This window comes from Psychrobacillus sp. FSL K6-1267 (assembly GCF_038003265.1).
Taxonomy (GTDB): domain Bacteria; phylum Bacillota; class Bacilli; order Bacillales_A; family Planococcaceae; genus Psychrobacillus; species Psychrobacillus faecigallinarum.
The window spans coordinates 1,820,720-1,839,209 of sequence record NZ_JBBOOR010000001.1; the positions used below are offsets into that span (position 1 = coordinate 1,820,720).

The window sequence follows — 18,490 nt, forward strand, 5'->3', positions numbered from 1 at the left end:
CATCTTTCAGTCTCTTCTTGAGCAGATTCATTTTCAAAGTCAAATTGTTTATTAGAGTTGCAAGAGACTCTTTATTTACCGTAAGATTGATTCATATTTTATATCAGAAATAAAAAAAAACCATAAAAAACGAGGAAAGTTTATATGAACTTTCCTCGTTTTAGCTTTAAAAATTATCATCTAACTATGATAAAGAATGCTTGGTTAAGGTGTAGTTCCGCTTTCGGTGTTACCTTCTGGATTTTCTACTGGACTTTCTCCATCAGTTCCACCTTCGTTTCCTTGACCACCCTCATTAGCGCCACCATCATTGTTGCCAGTGTTGTTGCCATTCCCGTTACCATTATTACCGTTGTTGCCATTATTTCCGTTATTACCATTATTACCGTTATTACCATTGTTACTGTTGTTACCATTATTTCCGCCTTGGTTCTTATTCTCATCTTCAGGATTTTCCTCAGGGTTTTCTTCCTCAGGCTCTGGATCCTCAAGATTTTCTTCCTCTATACCTTCTAAAACTAATTCTGCGCTAGCTGGAGCGCTTCGAACATCTTCAGCTAAAGCTGTAACTGTAAATACATACTTACTACCAGGAATAAGATTTTGGACGATTAACCCTGTTTTGTTTGTCGTTTGCAAAATCTCATTTGGACCATTGTCTATTGAGACCGCAACTTCAAATTGAACATCTATATCTTCCTCGTCTGGCTGTTCAAATTCCCAATTTAATGTTGCAGATGATGTCGTTTCGTCATATTGAACTGATAAATTAGTTGGAGCGTTGAGCTCAAGCTGATCATATTCTTCAGATACTTCTGTAGGCTCTGTTCCTTTAACGAATAACTCCGTTAACTTTTTATCATCAGGAGTATATTCACTAGCTAATTTTAAAGGATTAGATCCTTTTTCAATTGTTACTTCTACAACAGAATTAGGTTTTTTAAATTTTTCCGTTTTCTGTCCTTCAGAAATATTCCCCATTACCTCTTTAAAGATACGTTGGGGGAGACTACGCTCTTCAGATGTAGTGATAGCTGAGTTATCATCATAACCAGACCATACGGTTACTGAATAATTGGTTGTGTATCCAGCAAACCATACATCCGGAACTCCTTTTTTGTCTCCTCCGAAGTTGGAAGTACCAGATTTACCTGCAACATCCAATCCACTAACTGCTGCGGCCTTACCAGTACCTTTTGTTAAAACATCTCTTAGAACATCTGTAATGATGTAAGCTGTTGAATCCTTCATAACTGCTTTAGATTCTGGCTTATAGTTTTTTTCTGTTTTGCCATCTCTATATACAATTTTATTAATCGCATATGGCTCTGTATGAATCCCTTCATTACCAAATGCAGCATATGCTCCTGCTAGTTGGATAGGGGACATGAATTTTGAGATACCACCGATTGCATAAGCTTCGTTGACTGTACCGATGTCTACTCCAAATCGACTAATAAATTCTCTTGATTTTTTAGTACCTACTTCTTTTAAAGTTTTGACGGCAGTAGTATTACGTGATTTATATAATGCTTCACGCATAGTCATAGATCCTAAATATTTGTTATCAGCATTACGTATTACCTGATCGGTCCCTGTATATTTAATTTCTTCGTCCACAAGTGTCTGAGCAGGGGACCAACCTAAAAATTCTACAGCTGGACCATAATCTATCAACGGTTTAATAGTCGAACCTGGTGAACGATTAACCATATCTTGAGCATGATTATATCCTCTATCTGCTCCGTAATTTCTTCCTCCACCAACAGCAACTACTGCCCCTGTCTTAGTATCAATCACTGCAACACCAGATTGTATATCCTCTGTTGGGAATATATCTGAGGACAAGGTCTTTTCTACTTGCTCCTGAGCTTTTGGTTGAAGAGTCGTATGGATGGTTATTCCTTCGGAAATGGCATCTGCATCACCGTTTTCCTCAAGCTCATCTAATACTATGTCGATAAACGCATCATATTTTGAATCTTGGTTTGCAACTCTTTCTTCTTCTGGAAGAAGGGAGTCGGTAACTGGAACCGCTTGAGCAGCCTTCATTTCCTCGTCAGTTATTTTTCCATGAAGATTCATTAGATATAGGACCGTATTTCTTCTTTTTTCAGCTAGTTCTGGGTTTTTAAAAGGATTATAGTTATTTGGACTTTGGGGCATGCCCGCTAGCACTGCCATTTCATGTAGATCTAAATCCTTTAATTCTTTACCGTAAAAATATTTAGAGGCAGTTCCGAATCCATAAATACGTCCTGACATAAGAACTTTGTTAAAATACATTTCGAAAATTTCTTCTTTTTTATATTCACGCTCTAACTGAAGAGCCAAATGGGCTTCTTGAGCCTTACGTTTTATTGTTTTTTCATTTGTAAAGAATGAGTTTTTAACAACTTGTTGAGTGATTGTACTTGCACCCTGTGCACCAAATCCATCTTTCAGATTGGCCAAAACGGCTTTACCTAATCGTAGAACATCGACTCCCATGTGGTCGTAAAAACGTGCATCCTCTGTTGCTAATATGGCATCTTCCATTTGTTGAGGGATATCTTCATAGGAAACATATTCGCGACTTTCGCTTCCGACAGTTGCAAACACTTCCCCATTAGCATCTAATAATTTAGGACTAATTGGATCCTTTAACAAGTCCTCGTCTAAATCTGGAGCACTGCTTGCGTAAAATGCAAATACAGATCCGCCAGCTATCAATCCTACTAATCCAACAGCCACAATAGCTAGTAAAACTCGCTTAATCCATGTTTTGGCAGGTTTCTTTTGTTTTTTCTTTTGAGCCATTTGTTGCTTTCTTCTTTGTTCACGAGTTGTTTTTTGCTCACTCATAAACGTCTCCTCACTTTCGCTTTATACATACAAGTCATTAACTATCTTTAAATAATTGACCCTTGGTGCATATTTTGGGTTTATTTCAATCCCATATTCTTCAAATTCTTCGAGGGTTATTGATTTCCTTCCCCCCGATAGCATTCTATCCCAAAATAATTTTAAATGCTCGTAAGACAAATAAAAATATCTATCCATACTAGAAAATCGAACTAATAAGAAGCTAATCCCAAGTTGTTTAACTACTTTCCCCATATGCTCTACTTGATGTAAATGAACATTTTTCAAAGGAAAGGAAGTTTTATTTTCCGTTTCTTTTGCTTCAAAGTCAATATATTTTCCTTTGTAGACTCCGTTAAAGTCAGTAGTTGATGGGGTTCGATAATATGCTTCTTTTATAACTGCGGAGCTTCTACTTGGATAATCCACCTTGACGACCTGAATAGGTATTGGCTTTTTATAGATGACTGCAATGTCATGAGCTAGATAGTACTCGTTGGCATCATTTATCTCATCTTCTAACGTCCTACCCCTATTACTAAAAGAATAATCTTTTTTCTTTGGAATATTTGTTTTCTTGGTAGGTGTATATACTTTCCCATTAGGGTATTGAATAGCCAAGACAATCACCTCTTTTATGGTATTAGTTTATCACAAGTTAGTTAGACGAACGAGTAATCAATTTAGTTTCATTTTTGTAACTGTCGACGGACCACTAGTTTTGTCTGATGTAAAGAACCTTTGTCGAGCAGGAAGGTATTTATGATGTAGGAAGGAACTTAACAGTTAAAGGAGAGTGGACATTATGAACAAAATTGAACGCCTTATCGACCAACTTGAACTATTGGAATATCTATTAGAAAACCGTCTGAATGAAGAACAGGATCAGTTCGAAGAAGATTTTAGTAAATCATCCTTTCGTTTACTAGGTAAGATGGAAAAATTGGAGAATAATATGTAAGGAATGTATGTTCGTCTGAAACTGGTAATATGATATGCTTTTTGATAAACTATTACTAGATTGAGAGGGATTACATTGTCATTAACAAGTGTAAATAATCAGCTTTTAAACGAGTGTGATATTTGTATAGAACGTTTTCACCGTTTCAGAGAAGAGGACCGAGAGCCTGATTTTTTTAGAGAAGTGAAGCCATATGCATATAATATAGATGAATTATTAAACGAATGGGAGCAGCTTGTTCGACCTTGGATACAGACCAAACGACCAAAATATGTACATCCAAGCCAAATTGATTCACTACTAGAATCTATGAGGCAATTTGTTGTGCAGTCATTTTATAAAGCAACAAGTAAAAAACGTTTCTTAAAGTCTGTACATTCTTCCAAATACACATTAGAAACAATTCTTCAGGCATTGAAGGAGGTTGGAGAGTAACATGCAAAAGAATAAAAGTATTGCAGAGCTATTAGAAAATTGGAGAATTGATAGCAATCGCCACCTGCAAATAGAGCATATCCATACAGTAGAGGAAAAAGATGCAATTTATGCACCTTTCCCAGAAAAAATGCATCCCTCTATTAAAAATGCTTTGAAAGGACGTGGGGTGAGTCAACTCTATATTCATCAAAGACAAGCTTTTGATGCTGCTTCTTTAGGGAAGTCATTTACTGCTATTACTCCAACTGCCTCTGGTAAATCTCTTTGTTACCATCTTCCTGTCTTACAATCGATAATGGAAGATCCAACCTCTCGTGCCATTTATTTATTTCCGACAAAAGCATTAGCACAGGACCAAAAAAGCGATTTAAATGAATTGATTCGAGAGAGTGGAGAAGAAATATTAAGTTTTACGTACGATGGTGATACCGAGCCGGGGATTAGACAAAAAATTAGAAAATCTGGACATATTGTGTTGACTAATCCAGATATGCTGCACTCCGGCATACTACCTCACCATACAAAATGGGTTTCCCTTTTTGAAAATCTAAAATATATTGTCATTGACGAAATTCATACATATAAAGGTGTATTTGGTAGTCATGTCGCACATGTTATTCGCAGATTGAAAAGGATCTGCGAATTTTACGGTAGTAAGCCGCAATTTATTTGTACGTCAGCTACTATTAAAAATCCTAAAGAGCTTGCAGAAAATTTAACAAATGAAACACATCAATTAATTGATCAAAACGGTGCTCCTGCTGGCAGAAAGCACTTTGTATTTTATAATCCTCCTATTATACATCCAGTATTTAATGTTAGAAGAAGTGCGGTTTTAGAGGTTAGGGATCTTGCGCAAGAGTTATATGTAAACGGAATTCAAACTATTGTATTTGCTAAAAGTAGAGTAAGAGTGGAAATGCTAGTAACTTATTTAAAGGCTTTGGTGAGTAAAAAGATAAATGATCAATCTATTCGTGGCTACCGTGGAGGATACTTACCTTCTGAGCGAAGAGTTATCGAAAAAGGGTTGAGAGAAGGAGTAATTCGAACAGTAGTTAGCACAAATGCACTTGAGTTAGGAGTAGATATTGGCCAGCTTCAGGCTTGTATTATGACTGGATATCCAGGAAATATTGCAAGTGCTTGGCAGCAAGCAGGTCGAGCAGGCCGTCGACAGGACGAGGCCCTTATTATTTATGTGGCTCAGTCGACAGCTCTAGATCAATACGTAGTAAAGCACCCTGACTATTTTCTTGGACAATCACCTGAAGAGGTCCGGATCCATCCAGACAATATGATAATTTTGATGGACCACCTTAAATGTGCAGCCTTCGAGCTTCCATTTAGTACTAGTGATACATATGGAGAATTCTATATACAAGAGCTGTTAGAATTTCTTGAGAGCGAAGGAGTTCTTATAAAGACATCGGACAAGTGGCATTGGATGTCCGAAAGCTTTCCAGCTAGTAATGTAAGTCTGAGGTCTGCTTCTCAGGACAATGTCATAATTATTGATCAAACGATTCCGACAAAAACTAGAGTGATTGGAGAAATGGACCTTTATAGTGCGATGACGTTACTCCATGAAGAAGCGATCTATCTCCATCAGGGAACTCAATTTCAAGTAGAAAAACTCGATTGGGAGGAGAAAAAGGCCTTTGTGAAGGAAGTGGACGTGGATTACTTTACTGATGCTAATATCGCAATCGAACTAAAGGTATTAAGCGAGGATAAGGAAAGAGAAGCGGATATTGGTACGCTTAGATTTGGTGATATCATTGTTCTTGCTCAGCCTACTATCTTCAAAAAGATTAAGTTCGATACCCATGATAATATTGGTTCAGGTAAAATACATCTACCGCCCCTAGAGCTTCATACCTCGTCCACTTGGTTTAGCTTCGATAAACCAAACAATTGGTCAGAAACGTTGCTTTCAGACGCAATGACAGGAGTGGCCTATGCGCTACACTCGTTTATCCCTTTATTCATACATTGTGATGCTAAGGATATTCATGTAGTACCTCAGGTAAAATCGATTAATGTAGAAAAGCCTACTTTTTATATTTATGACAGCTATCCAGGGGGAATTGGTTTATCCGAGAGAATGTTTGATCTATGGAATAATTTAGTGCCTAAGGTGACGGAGCAGGTAGAAAGCTGTCCATGTACTGGTGGTTGTCCCGCTTGCATTGGCGCTCAGGACGCCGAACAAAACTTGAAAAAAGAAGTTATTAAACTTCTTCACTTATTGCAGGTGAATCAAAATGTCGTATGAAAAAAAACTATTAGAAATGAAGGGCCTATTAAAGAAAAATACTCCTGAAAAACAGCAACCCAAAAAGGAAGTGCTAGATATTGCACTTCCTTTTTATACAGAGCAATGGGAAAAGGCTGGATTAAAGCTAATAAAAAATGAAAAAGGTTTCTTCTTTTTAAAAGAAACATTTTATCGTAACAAGCATATACATGGAACTATTGGCTTGGATAAGCTTGAAGCTGCTATTTCTTTTATGCAGGAAAGATATCCAACTCATCCGCTTACTATTTCTCCAAACAGCCCTTATTGCTTTTATGACACGGAAACGACCGGTCTAAAAGGGGCTGGTGTCTTAATTTTTTTGAATGGTATTTTAAAAAAGGTTCCTGGAGGTTATTTATTGTCTCAATACGTGCTAGCAGACCCAGGACAGGAAGCTGCCTTTCTATTGGCCACTGAGTTTTGGAAAAACACTCAAACTATTATTACTTATAACGGTAAAAGCTTTGATTTGCCCCAATTAACGACAAGGTGGACAATGAATCGTAACACTTTACCACCCATGAAATCTCAAGGACAAATTGACTTAATGCACTCATCTAAAAGAATTTGGAAAGGTGATTTAGAGCGATTTAAATTAAAGCAATTAGAAGAAAGTAAATTAGGTTTTAGTCGCAAAAATGATATACCTGGTCATTTAGCTCCAATTATTTATTTTGATGCGGTTAAGCATGGTAACCCAACTAACCTTATGAGAATTTTAAAGCATAACGAATGGGATATCCTATCACTAGCAACGCTTTATACTTTATCGGTGGATCTACTAAAAGAAACCGAGGTTCAGGAAACTGCAAACACCTATACGAATATTGGAAAATGGTTTAAAGATTTAAAGTCTAAGGATGCAAGCAAGGAATGGTTCCAATTTGTATTAGATCAATTTCCAGAAAGAGAAACAAGCATGGCCTACTACTATATGGGTTTGCATTTAAAAAGGCAAAAACTGATGGATGAAAGTATCGAAGCCTTTAAGGAAGCTTTAAAAGAAATAAAAGGGAAATATCGTTTAGAAGTTCTGGTAGAACTAGCAAAGCTATATGAACATCAAAAAAAAGATTATGAAAAAGCATTAGAAATGACCCTTGAATGCCTTGAATATTGGAGAGATTCTGAAATAGATTCACATAAAGATTTTAGTAGTCAGCTCCGTATGCGGGAAATAAGAATAAATAAGAAAATAAATATTTCCCGGGAAAGCGCACAACCTAACAAAAAACGCACTTAATCGCCCAAAAATACTCCATTATTCGACACCACTATGCTATAATACGAGTAGCGAATTGTAGACGGAAGGAAGATGCTGCATGGAATTTAAGTTAAAGGCTTCTGATATATTAGAAAAAGAATTTAAAACAGGCTTAAGAGGCTATAATCAAGAAGAAGTAGATATGTTTTTAGATGATATCATCCAAGATTATGAAGCGTTCGAAAAGAAAGTATCACAGCTGCAATTAGAAAATAAGCAACTAAGAGAAGAGTTAGCTGAGGCACCAAAACGAACAGCTCCTGTCCAACCAGCAGCTGGCGCTACTAATTTTGATATTCTAAAAAGATTATCTCATTTAGAAAAACATGTGTTTGGCGCAAAATTGTACGAGTAATATTATATTAGTAAAGAATTATTGTATATTCAGCTAACATCGTGTATAATTGGTTTACCACTTATATATTCGGGCAATCGCTGCAATGCTAGACATTGTAGAGGAAAGTCCATGCTCACACAATTCTGAGATGAATGTAGTGTTCGTGCTTAGTGAAAAAATAAACTAAGGCAGCCATTTTGGCTGACGGCGGGATGAAGGCCTAAGTCTTCGGATATGGCTGACAATCTCTGAAAGTGCCACAGTGACGGAGCTGTATAGGAAACTATACAGGTGGAACGAGGTAAACCCCACGAGTGAGAAACCCAAATTATGGTAGGGGCATTTTCTTGAAGGAATTGAACGGATAGAAAAACAGACAATAATCTGTAGATAGATGATTGCCATCCACATACGTACGAGGTAATGCACCGTTTGAGTACCGTGGAAACAAAACATGGCTTATTGAGTGTATGAGTGGCTATAATTAATAATACAGAAAGCTCTCCAATCACGGAGAGCTTTTCTTTTCTTAATAGATAAAAAAGTATATGCTTATTTATAGTATTTATATAGCTATGGGAGTGTTGTACCATTATGGTATGTAAGTAAAATACTATCGTACTGCTTCCGCACTTTTCTGATATATTTTTTGATTCTTTATAATATAATGCAAAATCTTCACTATCCTCACAAATTTTTTCTAAAATTGCTTACTACGAGATGTTTACATAGAGTCGATCATAAGATGGTCATCACCGATTATAAGAGAATAGGCATATTCCGAACAGGAGATGCAGGATGAAAGCGGGTCATTAAAGTTGAACAAAGAGCAACAACCTGAAAGCTTTTCTTCATATCCAAATAATTTAGTGGAGAAAGTATTTAATTCGACTACTGAGGGTATTATGATTACGGATGAAAAAATGCGGATTACGTTAGTAAATGCTGCGTTTGAAAAGGTTACGGGCTATGTTTTGAACGAAGTGCGAGGTGAAACTCCACGTATACTGAAGTCAGGTAGGCAAGAAAAAACATTTTACGCAACTATGTGGAATGAGTTGAAGCTTAAAGGTACCTGGCAAGGCGAAATATGGAATAAAAGAAAAAACGGAGAACTTTACCCAGAATATCTAACTATTTATAGCATACAAAACGAGCAAGGGGAAACTACTAATTACTTTGGTGTCTTTTCCGATATTTCCATAAAAAAAGTGGTAGAGAAAGAAATGGAAACGTTAACTTTCAGTGATCGCCTTACGAGTTTACCTAATAGATCTTCCTTTAACGAATTATTTTCACAAATAATCAGTGAATCTGGTTCTCAGGCAAAGCATGCAATCTTGTTTATAGATTTAGATCGCTTTAAGCAAGTAAACGCCTCACTTGGCAATGAAGTAGGGGATATCATCCTAGTTGAATTTGCTAAACGCATTAAGCAAATTATTAATAAAGACGATATTTTTGCAAGATATGGTGGAGACGAATTTTTGCTTGCTATACAGGATATTAAAAATCAAAAAGAAGCCGCCCAATATGCTTCAGAAATTATTAAATCGCTTAGCAAGCCATTCTATTTAGATGATATGGAAATTTATATCACTTCTAGTATTGGAATTGGATTATACCCTCAAGACAGCGAGGATGTTGACAAGCTTTTACACAAGGCTGACAAGGCAATGTACTTCGCTAAACAAAATGGTAGAAACCAATATGCTTTTTACTTCGAGGAATTAAAGAGGGATTCAAAGAGGCAATTGTTCCTAGAAGCTGAGTTGAGAAAGGGTATTCAGGCTAAAGATTTTAACATATACTATCAACCGAAAATTTCGCTAGATACAAATGAAATCGTTGGAGTAGAAGCTTTAGTTAGATGGCAAAATGATCAGATTGGAGTCGTATCCCCTGGCGAATTTATACCTTTAGCAGAGGACACGGGCCTTATCATTCCTTTGAGTGAGCTAATAGTTGAAAAAGTATGTTTAGATATTCTTGAATGGAGAACACTTGGTTTAAATAACCTTAATGTATCAATAAATATTGCTTCACTCCATTTTCAACAGGATAATTTTATCGAGAGAATAAATGAAATATTGATGCAATATAATTGTAGTCCACAGCAGCTTGAATTAGAATTAACAGAGCGTACGATTATGAAGGACTCCGAGAGTATTATAACCAAGCTAATAAAGCTTAAAAATATGGGTTTTAAAATTTCCATTGATGATTTTGGTACAGGATACTCTTCTTTAAGCTATTTAAACCGATTTCCTTTAAACTATTTAAAAATTGATAGAAGCTTTATACAGCATATTACTTCATTAAAGGATAAACAAGCGATCGTAGAATCAATTATATTAATGTCTCATCGCTTGCAATTCAAAGTAATAGCTGAAGGTGTAGAATCCAAAGAACAAGTAAAAATCTTAAAAGAAATGAACTGCGATATTATACAAGGATATTATTACAGCAAGCCAGTTCCAAGTAAAGGGCTAATGGATTTTCTCGAGCTTTGGGAGATCCTTAAGCAAGAAGGGAAGCAATAATGACAACATTTAAATTAGTAGCAACTGCAGCAATGGGCTTAGAAGCCATCGTTGCAGAAGAAGTGAAAGCACTAGGATACGAAACAACGACTGAAAATGGAAAAGTATATTTTGAAGGAGACGAGCGGGCAATTGCAAGAGCCAATGTTTGGTTAAGAGTAGCAGATCGAGTGAAAATTGTCGCAGCTCAGTTTCCAGTAAGAACTTTTGATGAACTTTTTGAACGTACAAAGGCTATTCAATGGGAAAAGTTTCTTCCTGTGGATGCTGCATTTCCCGTTCAAGGTAAATCCGTCAAATCTACTTTATTCAGTGTTCCAGATTGTCAGGCAATTGTCAAAAAAGCGATTGTAGAAAGATTAAAGCTTGCATATAAACGAATTGGATTTCTGGATGAATCAGGTGCAACATATAAGATTGAAATAAGTATACTTAAAGATGTGGCAACAATCACCTTAGACACGAGTGGTGCTGGATTGCATAAACGTGGCTACCGACATGGCCAAGGGGAAGCTCCATTAAAGGAAACGTTAGCAGCCGCTTTGGTAAAAGTCTCTAAATGGAGCCCAAATCGTCCATTTGTCGATCCATTTTGTGGTTCTGGGACAATTCCAATAGAAGCAGCTATGATTGGCCAAAATATCGCTCCAGGCTTTAATAGAGATTTTCACAGCGAAGATTGGTCTTGGATGCCTAAAACAATTTGGGATGATGTAAGAAACGAAGCAGAGGATTTAGCTGATTATGATCAAAAATTAGAGATTATCGGCTCTGATATTGATCATAAGATGATTCAAATCGCAGAACAAAATGCATTTGAGTCAGGATTTGCAGATATAATCAGCTTTAAACAAATGCAGGCAAGTGACTTTTCAACCAATCTGACGGATGGTGTCATGATTGGTAATCCTCCTTACGGCGAACGTATAGGAGAAATCGAAGAAATTGAAAAAGTTATCAGCGACCTTGGCCATACAATGGAAACATATCCATCATGGTCGGTATATATGCTTTCTTCTATGGAGAATTTTGAAAATCTTTACGGACGTAAAGCAACTAAGAAACGTAAATTATTTAATGGATTTATTAGAACAGACTACTATCAGTTCTGGGGTAAACGTTCATAACAGTAGGGGAGACTAGCTCTCCCATGCTGTTATATTATTATTCAAGGGAGTTAGAAAATGAAGCAGGCTTTGCCATTTAAATTATCAAAAGACCGTTCTTTCTTTGAATCATTAGGAGATTGGATGGGAGACGTATTATACGATGAATTGCCAGAGAAAGGGTTTGAATGTCGTGATGAACAAATTTTCATGGCATATCAAATCGAAAAAGCATTAAAAGAAAAAAATGTATTATTTGCAGAAGCAGGCGTAGGTACCGGTAAAACAATCGCTTACTTACTTCCTGCTATTTCTTATGCAAGATATACTGGAAAACCAGCCTTGATTGCATGCGCGGATGAAACGCTAATAGAGCAATTGGTAAAAGAGGCCGGAGACATCTTTAAGCTACAAAATTATTTAGATATAAAAATCGATGTTAGGTTAGCTAAATCGCGTAGCCAGTACCTATGCCTAAAACGATTGGAAGAAGCGCAAAAGGATAGCGATAACGACTTCTTTATAGAAGAAATTGAAGATGGAGTACCTGATTTCGTTTATGGCTCGTCTTCTCTTCAAAGTATCTTTCCATTTGGTGAGCGTAGCCAATTTTCAGGAGTAAGTGATGTAGACTGGCAAAAGGTTAACTTTCATCCTACTCAACAATGTACTGTCTGTGATTTACGCAATAGATGTGGGCAAACAATTCACCGTCAGCATTACAGAGAATCATCTGATTTAATCATCTGTTCCCATGACTTTTTAATGGAACATCTGTGGACTAAGGATTCACGTGTTCGAGAAGGACAATTGCCATTTTTACCAGAAGTGTCGATGATTGTATTAGACGAAGGACATTTGCTAGAATTCGCAGCTCAAAAAGCGTTAACCTATGAAGTACAAAGTGAAACATTAATTCGATTACTTGAAAGAGTAATGGTAGATGGTGTTCGCGAAAAGACTTTAAACTTAATGGAAGTTCTCCAAGATACGCATGAGAAAATTTTTAGCGTTTTACGAATCGGCAGCTTTGCGGAAGAAACGGAACGTATGAAGATTAACAAGTCATCTGAGCTAATGCAGTTATGTAAGCATGCCATTAAAATTACAGATGATTTACTAGAGGAGTTCGTGTTTGAATCAGAGCTTTTTACAATTCCAGAATATGAACTTAGAATGGTAGAGGAATTTTTAGAGCAATATTCTTTTTCCTTGCGATTATTTACAGAGAAGGGCGATGGGGTTGAGTGGTTAGAAATAATCGATGGCTACGAAACACTTATTATCATGCCTAGATTAGTTACAGACATTTTAAATGAAAAGCTATTTTCTACCAAGCTTCCGATCATCTTTTCATCTGCTACATTATCGATTGAAAAAGATTTTACGTATTTGGCAGATTCGTTAGGAATAGAAAAGTTTCAATCATTCTCAGTGCCGTCTCCGTTTGACTACGATGAAGTGATGAAAGTTAAAACGCATCATATTAGCCAGGAAGAGAAGGCTAGTGAAGTCGATCATTTATTGAAAGCAAAACAACAAACACTTATTTTGTTTAAATCAAAAGCTGCGATGGATAAATTTAGGTCCTCCACAAGTACTGATGATATTGCATATGAAGGGGATCGTGAGCTTTCCACAATCGTCAAAGAATTTCAAAATGGAGAGTTTTCTACACTTTGCTCTTATCATCTTTGGGAAGGCTTAGATTTGCCTAAAGAAGCATTAACTAGAGTAATTATTTATGATTTGCCTTTCCCACCGGTAGATCCGTTATTTGATGCCAAACGTTCATTTTCTAATAATCCATTTGAAGAAGTGGAGCTGCCGTTCATGCTGCTTAGACTTCAGCAAGGAATAGGTCGACTAATTCGTACCTCTGAAGACTACGGTGAAATTCACCTATTGTTGAACGAAAAAGAAGCGCCATTAGAGGGACGTTTTGTAGGGATTTTGCCAACACGAATTTCAAATTAATTTTAAATAGCCTTTTTCTTTTAAGTTTGTGGATGTAAACCACTCATTCCTTATGAATTTTAAGGAATTTGTTTGTTATACATTGGACGAATATAAAAGGAAAAGGTTTTTTAACGAATCCCTTTAAATTGAATAATATAAATAACAGGGCGTATGTCTCAAGAATTTAAAAAGGTGGGATTGAGTATACAAAATATGGATGATACAGTTTATTTAAACAAGGACGATATTACTAGTGATTTTCATTATGCTAATACAGAAGAGAAAATGACTGGTCCATGGTTTGACAATTTAACTTTTTTACAAATGAACCATTCAAAAAATATTCATCAACAAAATGAAGTAGCTAATAAAGACACATCAAAACAGCCATCGGAAGAATTAAATGAGATAGTAAAAATAAAGCGACCTACGATTATAAGAAGAAAATGTAGTAGATCATTATTGACATCTTCCACTGATTACAAATTTATATTAATGGACGCTAAGAAGAGCAAGAAGGATAGCAGCATGCTAAACTGTTTGAAAGTAGCCAGAAGCACACTAAAGTCTTATTATAACCTTTTAAACAATAGCTATATCTCTAGCAAACCTAAAGAAAAATATAAAAGAGCTCATCTATTCACCTCTTCACAAACAATGGAATTAGATGATTATAACTACGAATTAGAATTGATGGCTTACATGGAATATGAAGATAATCAAACAGACTGGGAAAGAAAACCACATTTATTACTGCAAGATTCATCTGTGTTATTAGACCAACATTTATGATCTATCCTGAATATTACAATTTGTTGGCATATGTATCTAAAATAAATACTGTAAGTGTAATTATACGGAGAAAAAAAAGGCAAATAACCATCCGTGGAACCTGTTAAAAGTAATATCGAAGTTTTATCTATGGCACCGTAGAAATAGAGGATGCTGGAGTTTCAACTCCTCCTAATTTGATGTCTGGGCTTGGTTCATAGAAACTAAGCTCATTTTTAAATATATAAATATATAGTAAATTGGGTTGAAGAGACTTAATTAGCTTTATCCAGATATGCTTGGTGAAGAGAGGGGGACTGCTTGGTATATTTGTAGCATTCTTCAAAAGAGGCTGGGACATAAGTAGATTCATGCTACATAAAAATGCTGTGAGTTGATTCTTATTACAATCTATAAAGAAAAGAATACTTCATTCTGAGTGAATGCGTTTTGATAGACATTTATTTAACTGAAGATATCTTCTTTTATATGTGAAGGTATGTGCAGTTTTCACTTGATATCGAAGATAATTCGGGGTGTTTGGATCGGAGACGGCGACTCCTAGGGGACAAGCGTGTGGTAGAGACTACAGGCTCGAGCAGTGCCCCCAGGAAATCGTCCGCTGTAGCAGAGAACACCAACTGTAAGTAGAAAAAGCCCCGGAAATTTACTAAACGGTAAATTTCCCGGACTCTTGAATTTTTAAGGTGGGTTTTATCCCAGCTTCGTAATATTAAGATTTTGAAGTTACCAGAATTTATACCCTTTTGAACCTGGAGGAGCATTCTGAAGCATATCGAACACTGGAACTGTATAAGCAAACAAGATTAAGAAGATACAAATAGTCAACCAGATCTTCCAGTTTTCCAAAACCATTGGAGTTTTTTCTGCATTTTCAGAAACCTCGCCAATTGGGAATTCTGTTTCTCCTTTAGGAGCAAACCATACTAGGTGGACGATGATATACAATACCAAGATGATACCGATGAATAAAATCGTACCACCAACTGCCTGAGCTATCTGATAGCCAATCCAATCAGTTGCTTGTGCAGAATCACCATAGGTAGAGAAATCTGAACGGCGAGGAGCACCCATCAAACCAGCTATATGCATAGCTCCAGACATGATGGACATACCTACTGCCCATACAATAGCTTGTATAATTGCTAGCTTATTCATTTGTTTAGTCAACACTCTACCAGTAAGATGAGGAATTAACCAATAAGCGGCACCAAAGAATGTTAAAACAACTGTTGTTGCTAAAGTGAGATGAAAGTGACCAGTAACCCAGATAGTATTATGTACTACTTGGTTCATTTGGTTAGATGCATTAATAATACCTCCAGCTCCAGCAGGGATGAAGGCTGCCATACCGATGAATGGTACAACGAATCGAGCATCCTTCCATGGAAGCTTTTTAAACCATCCAAATAAACCTTTTCCTCCAAGCTGTCTTCCGCGAATTTCAAATGTAGCGAACATGGAGAAAGCAGTTAGAAGGGAAGGTATAACAACCATCATTGTCAAAATTACTTGCAAGTATTTCCAAAAAGAATCAATACCAGGCTCTGTCAATTGGTGATGGAACCCAACAGGAATAGAGAAAATCAAGAAAAGCATAAAGGAAAGTCTTGCAAGTGCATCCGAATAAATTTTCCCGCCGATAATTTTAGGAATGATTACGTACCAAACCATATAAGCAGGTAATAGCCAGAAATATACTAATGGGTGACCAAAATACCAGAAAAGTGTACGAGAAAGTAGAATATCAATCTTATCTACCCAGCCTAATGACCAAGGAATCAATTGGAAAACTACCTCAACTGCAACACCAAGTGAACAAATGATCCACATAGTTAAGTTTACGATTACCATAAAAGTTAATAATGGACTTGGTTCTCCAGGATTAGCTTTGCGCCATTCTCTATATTTCATTATAAGGCCAGCTCCACCTATCCAAGAGCCTACGACTACTAGTGCCAATCCCACATAGAAAATCCAATGTGCTTGTAGGGGTGCATAGAAAGTGTACAGAACAGATGCTTCATTTAATAAAACCATTACTGCAGCAGCAGTTGTTCCGATTGTCATTGTCCAGAACCCAATCCAGCCAAGCATTCTTTGCTTATCTGTCAATGTGCCGGCAGTGCGGCTTACAGCAGCAATTTGGAAACCAAAGATAAAATAAGTTGTTAAAATAAGTGCTAATAAAACCCCATGAACCGTTAATAATTGATAGTATCCGATTCCCCAAGGAAGAGTAAATTGTCCAGACCGTACAAGTGTTTGTAATAGCCCACAAAGTCCTCCGATTAAAAGTGCAACGAATGCTACATGGATGTGAGCCATTGCGAGCTTGCCATCACGACGATCTACCTTCACAAAGCTTTGTGCTTTTTCTGTTATTGTTGCCATGTTACTCAACCACCTTTAACTTCGATGTCATAGAAGTGTGTCCTATGCCACAATATTCGTTACATAATATTAAATACTCTCCAGCTTTATCTACTGTTGTTACGTATTCTGAAACGTAGCCAGGTTCTAGCATCATATTAATATTCGTACCTACTATTTGAAAGCCATGAATTACGTCTTTTGTTGTTGCGATAAATTTAACAGTCGACCCGAGTGGTACTTCAAATTCTTGTGGATTATAGAAGAAAGCAGAAGCAACGACTACTACCTCGTAATCCCATTCCTTACCTTCGACCTTATGAACTCCAGGATTATTAAAAGGAGCAATTTCATCTACTCGCTCAGGATCAATATATACTTTTGCACTAGGTGGATGAGAACCGTAATGAAATGCGCTAAAGCCAACTATAATTAAGAATAAAACCAAAGACCCTACCCCGAATGTTATCCACCATTTTTCATACTTGTGAATATGCATAACCTTTAACCTCCAATGATTTAAAATCTGTCAATAAATAAATAGAATGCCAGAAACCAAGTTACTAATATAAAGATCCCCACTACGCTAACAGATATTAACGTGCCCTTAAGTTCTGGTTCTTTATTGTGTTTTTTGGACATCAGTCGTACACCTCCAAAATATTCTTCTTTTTATCTATAGCTACATCATAAATTTAAATAATTATGTGTGATGTGATATTTCTCACACATACAAAGGTATTATGTGAAGATAATGTGAAATAAATTAAAAGTCATAGAAGTGGAAGGGAGATTAGTGAAGATAGTTGCAGTTCAGACTCTTGAGAAATAGAGTGCTAGCTAAAGATCTTATCCTTTAAATTAGCTCAAGGTCCTTAGGGATTGCCAAATAAAAAAGAATCCTTTATTTAAAAGGATTCTAAGTTTTATATGTATTCTTATTGATAGTTAGTCCTCGTCTATTGTAAGAATAATAGTCATAAGGCCTATGTCTTCGGTTTCTACAGGCAAGCGAAAGGCATGATGAAAACCAAATAGTTTACTCTTGCCAACAATGACAGTTGGCGGTGTAATATCAATCTCTAAACCTTCTTGGGCAACAGTAGTACACAAGTTGCCTGCAATCATATTCCCGAGTTCACCAGTAAAAGATTCGAGCATTTCGCCCTCGAGAGGCATGCCGAACATAGAGGCGCCAACGGAGGAGAAGAATTGGGAGGATGCATCAACAATAATTCTTCCCTTAATGTCTCCAACAATTCCAATGAGAACGCCCATCTCTTCCTGATCAAATGGTTGAATCATTAGTGTGGGAGACTTAAAACTAAGGTTAAGAGGAATAACAGACTTTAATGATTGAATGGTACCATTTAAAAGTGTTTTAATATGCTTGGAATTACCCATTTTATCCCCTCCTAATAGTAAAGATGAATCAATTTTATCATATTGTCTAGTTAAAAAGAATATATTTTGTAGTCAATTGTTGAAAAATGTGATAACATCTAAATGAGAATGAATATCAAGTTCAGTTGAGAGGGAGATTGTCATGGTATTTATATTAATTGGATCGA

15 protein-coding genes and 1 other RNA gene are annotated in these 18,490 nt (G+C 36.4%); 10 read left to right on the forward strand and 6 right to left on the reverse strand.

Translation table 11 applies throughout. The annotated features are described in order from the left end of the window. Positions 1 to 204 precede the first annotated feature (204 nt). Together MHB55_RS09110 and recU are read right to left on the reverse strand one after the other, a co-directional pair. A complete protein-coding gene (locus tag MHB55_RS09110; protein ID WP_340863053.1) occupies positions 205 to 2,844 on the reverse strand; it encodes a PBP1A family penicillin-binding protein in 2,640 nt (879 codons plus the stop codon). A 21-nt stretch (positions 2,845 to 2,865) separates the two neighbouring features. Next, positions 2,866 to 3,465: a Holliday junction resolvase RecU gene (recU, locus tag MHB55_RS09115; protein WP_144536825.1), complete on the reverse strand. Its 600-nt coding sequence runs from the start codon at positions 3,463 to 3,465 to the stop codon at positions 2,866 to 2,868. A gap of 184 nt (positions 3,466 to 3,649) precedes the next feature. On the opposite strand from recU, the gene MHB55_RS09120 reads away from it, so the two are divergent. The 10 genes from MHB55_RS09120 to MHB55_RS09165 all read left to right on the forward strand — a co-directional run bounded on the left by MHB55_RS09120 (position 3,650) and on the right by MHB55_RS09165 (position 14,546). Beyond that, the gene (locus MHB55_RS09120; protein ID WP_154310921.1) at positions 3,650 to 3,805 is read left to right on the forward strand and encodes a hypothetical protein; all 156 of its coding nucleotides are present in this window, start codon (positions 3,650 to 3,652) and stop codon (positions 3,803 to 3,805) included. Positions 3,806 to 3,880: 75 nt separating this feature from the next. After that, a complete protein-coding gene (locus tag MHB55_RS09125) occupies positions 3,881 to 4,240 on the forward strand; it encodes a YppE family protein (RefSeq protein ID WP_144536823.1) in 360 nt (119 codons plus the stop codon). Position 4,241: 1 nt separating this feature from the next. Beyond that, positions 4,242 to 6,521, forward strand: coding sequence for a DEAD/DEAH box helicase (locus tag MHB55_RS09130; RefSeq protein WP_340863054.1), 2,280 nt, complete (start codon positions 4,242 to 4,244; stop codon positions 6,519 to 6,521). Then, on the forward strand, positions 6,511 to 7,788 hold the full coding sequence (locus MHB55_RS09135; protein ID WP_340863055.1) for a ribonuclease H-like domain-containing protein: 1,278 nt from the start codon (positions 6,511 to 6,513) through the stop codon (positions 7,786 to 7,788). The genes MHB55_RS09130 and MHB55_RS09135 overlap by 11 nt, the downstream gene beginning before the upstream one ends. Before the next feature lie 79 nt (positions 7,789 to 7,867). Then, positions 7,868 to 8,164, forward strand: a complete 297-nt coding sequence (gene gpsB, locus MHB55_RS09140; RefSeq protein WP_144536817.1) for a cell division regulator GpsB — start codon at positions 7,868 to 7,870, stop codon at positions 8,162 to 8,164. A gap of 65 nt (positions 8,165 to 8,229) precedes the next feature. Then, positions 8,230 to 8,613: RNase P RNA component class B (rnpB, locus tag MHB55_RS09145), an RNA gene on the forward strand. A gap of 351 nt (positions 8,614 to 8,964) precedes the next feature. Further along, complete coding sequence (locus MHB55_RS09150) at positions 8,965 to 10,689, forward strand: putative bifunctional diguanylate cyclase/phosphodiesterase (RefSeq protein ID WP_340863056.1); 1,725 nt, start codon at positions 8,965 to 8,967, stop codon at positions 10,687 to 10,689. Further along, the gene (locus tag MHB55_RS09155) at positions 10,689 to 11,816 is read left to right on the forward strand and encodes a THUMP domain-containing class I SAM-dependent RNA methyltransferase (RefSeq protein WP_144536813.1); all 1,128 of its coding nucleotides are present in this window, start codon (positions 10,689 to 10,691) and stop codon (positions 11,814 to 11,816) included. The genes MHB55_RS09150 and MHB55_RS09155 overlap by 1 nt, the downstream gene beginning before the upstream one ends. Positions 11,817 to 11,873: 57 nt before the next feature. Next, complete coding sequence (locus MHB55_RS09160; RefSeq protein WP_340863057.1) at positions 11,874 to 13,772, forward strand: ATP-dependent DNA helicase; 1,899 nt, start codon at positions 11,874 to 11,876, stop codon at positions 13,770 to 13,772. 180 nt (positions 13,773 to 13,952) lie between these two features. Beyond that, the gene (locus MHB55_RS09165; protein WP_340863058.1) at positions 13,953 to 14,546 is read left to right on the forward strand and encodes a hypothetical protein; all 594 of its coding nucleotides are present in this window, start codon (positions 13,953 to 13,955) and stop codon (positions 14,544 to 14,546) included. Positions 14,547 to 15,272: 726 nt separating this feature from the next. Here MHB55_RS09165 and MHB55_RS09170 read toward each other — a convergent pair. The 4 genes from MHB55_RS09170 to MHB55_RS09185 form a co-directional block, all read right to left on the reverse strand. Then, positions 15,273 to 16,940: a b(o/a)3-type cytochrome-c oxidase subunit 1 gene (locus MHB55_RS09170; protein ID WP_340863059.1), complete on the reverse strand. Its 1,668-nt coding sequence runs from the start codon at positions 16,938 to 16,940 to the stop codon at positions 15,273 to 15,275. A 1-nt stretch (position 16,941) separates the two neighbouring features. Continuing rightward, positions 16,942 to 17,418: a cytochrome c oxidase subunit II gene (locus MHB55_RS09175; protein ID WP_144536805.1), complete on the reverse strand. Its 477-nt coding sequence runs from the start codon at positions 17,416 to 17,418 to the stop codon at positions 16,942 to 16,944. A gap of 20 nt (positions 17,419 to 17,438) precedes the next feature. Beyond that, positions 17,439 to 17,561, reverse strand: coding sequence for a cytochrome c oxidase subunit 2A (locus tag MHB55_RS09180; protein WP_144536803.1), 123 nt, complete (start codon positions 17,559 to 17,561; stop codon positions 17,439 to 17,441). A gap of 306 nt (positions 17,562 to 17,867) precedes the next feature. Beyond that, a complete protein-coding gene (locus MHB55_RS09185) occupies positions 17,868 to 18,323 on the reverse strand; it encodes a chemotaxis protein CheX (RefSeq protein ID WP_144536801.1) in 456 nt (151 codons plus the stop codon). Positions 18,324 to 18,490: the final 167 nt, after the last annotated feature.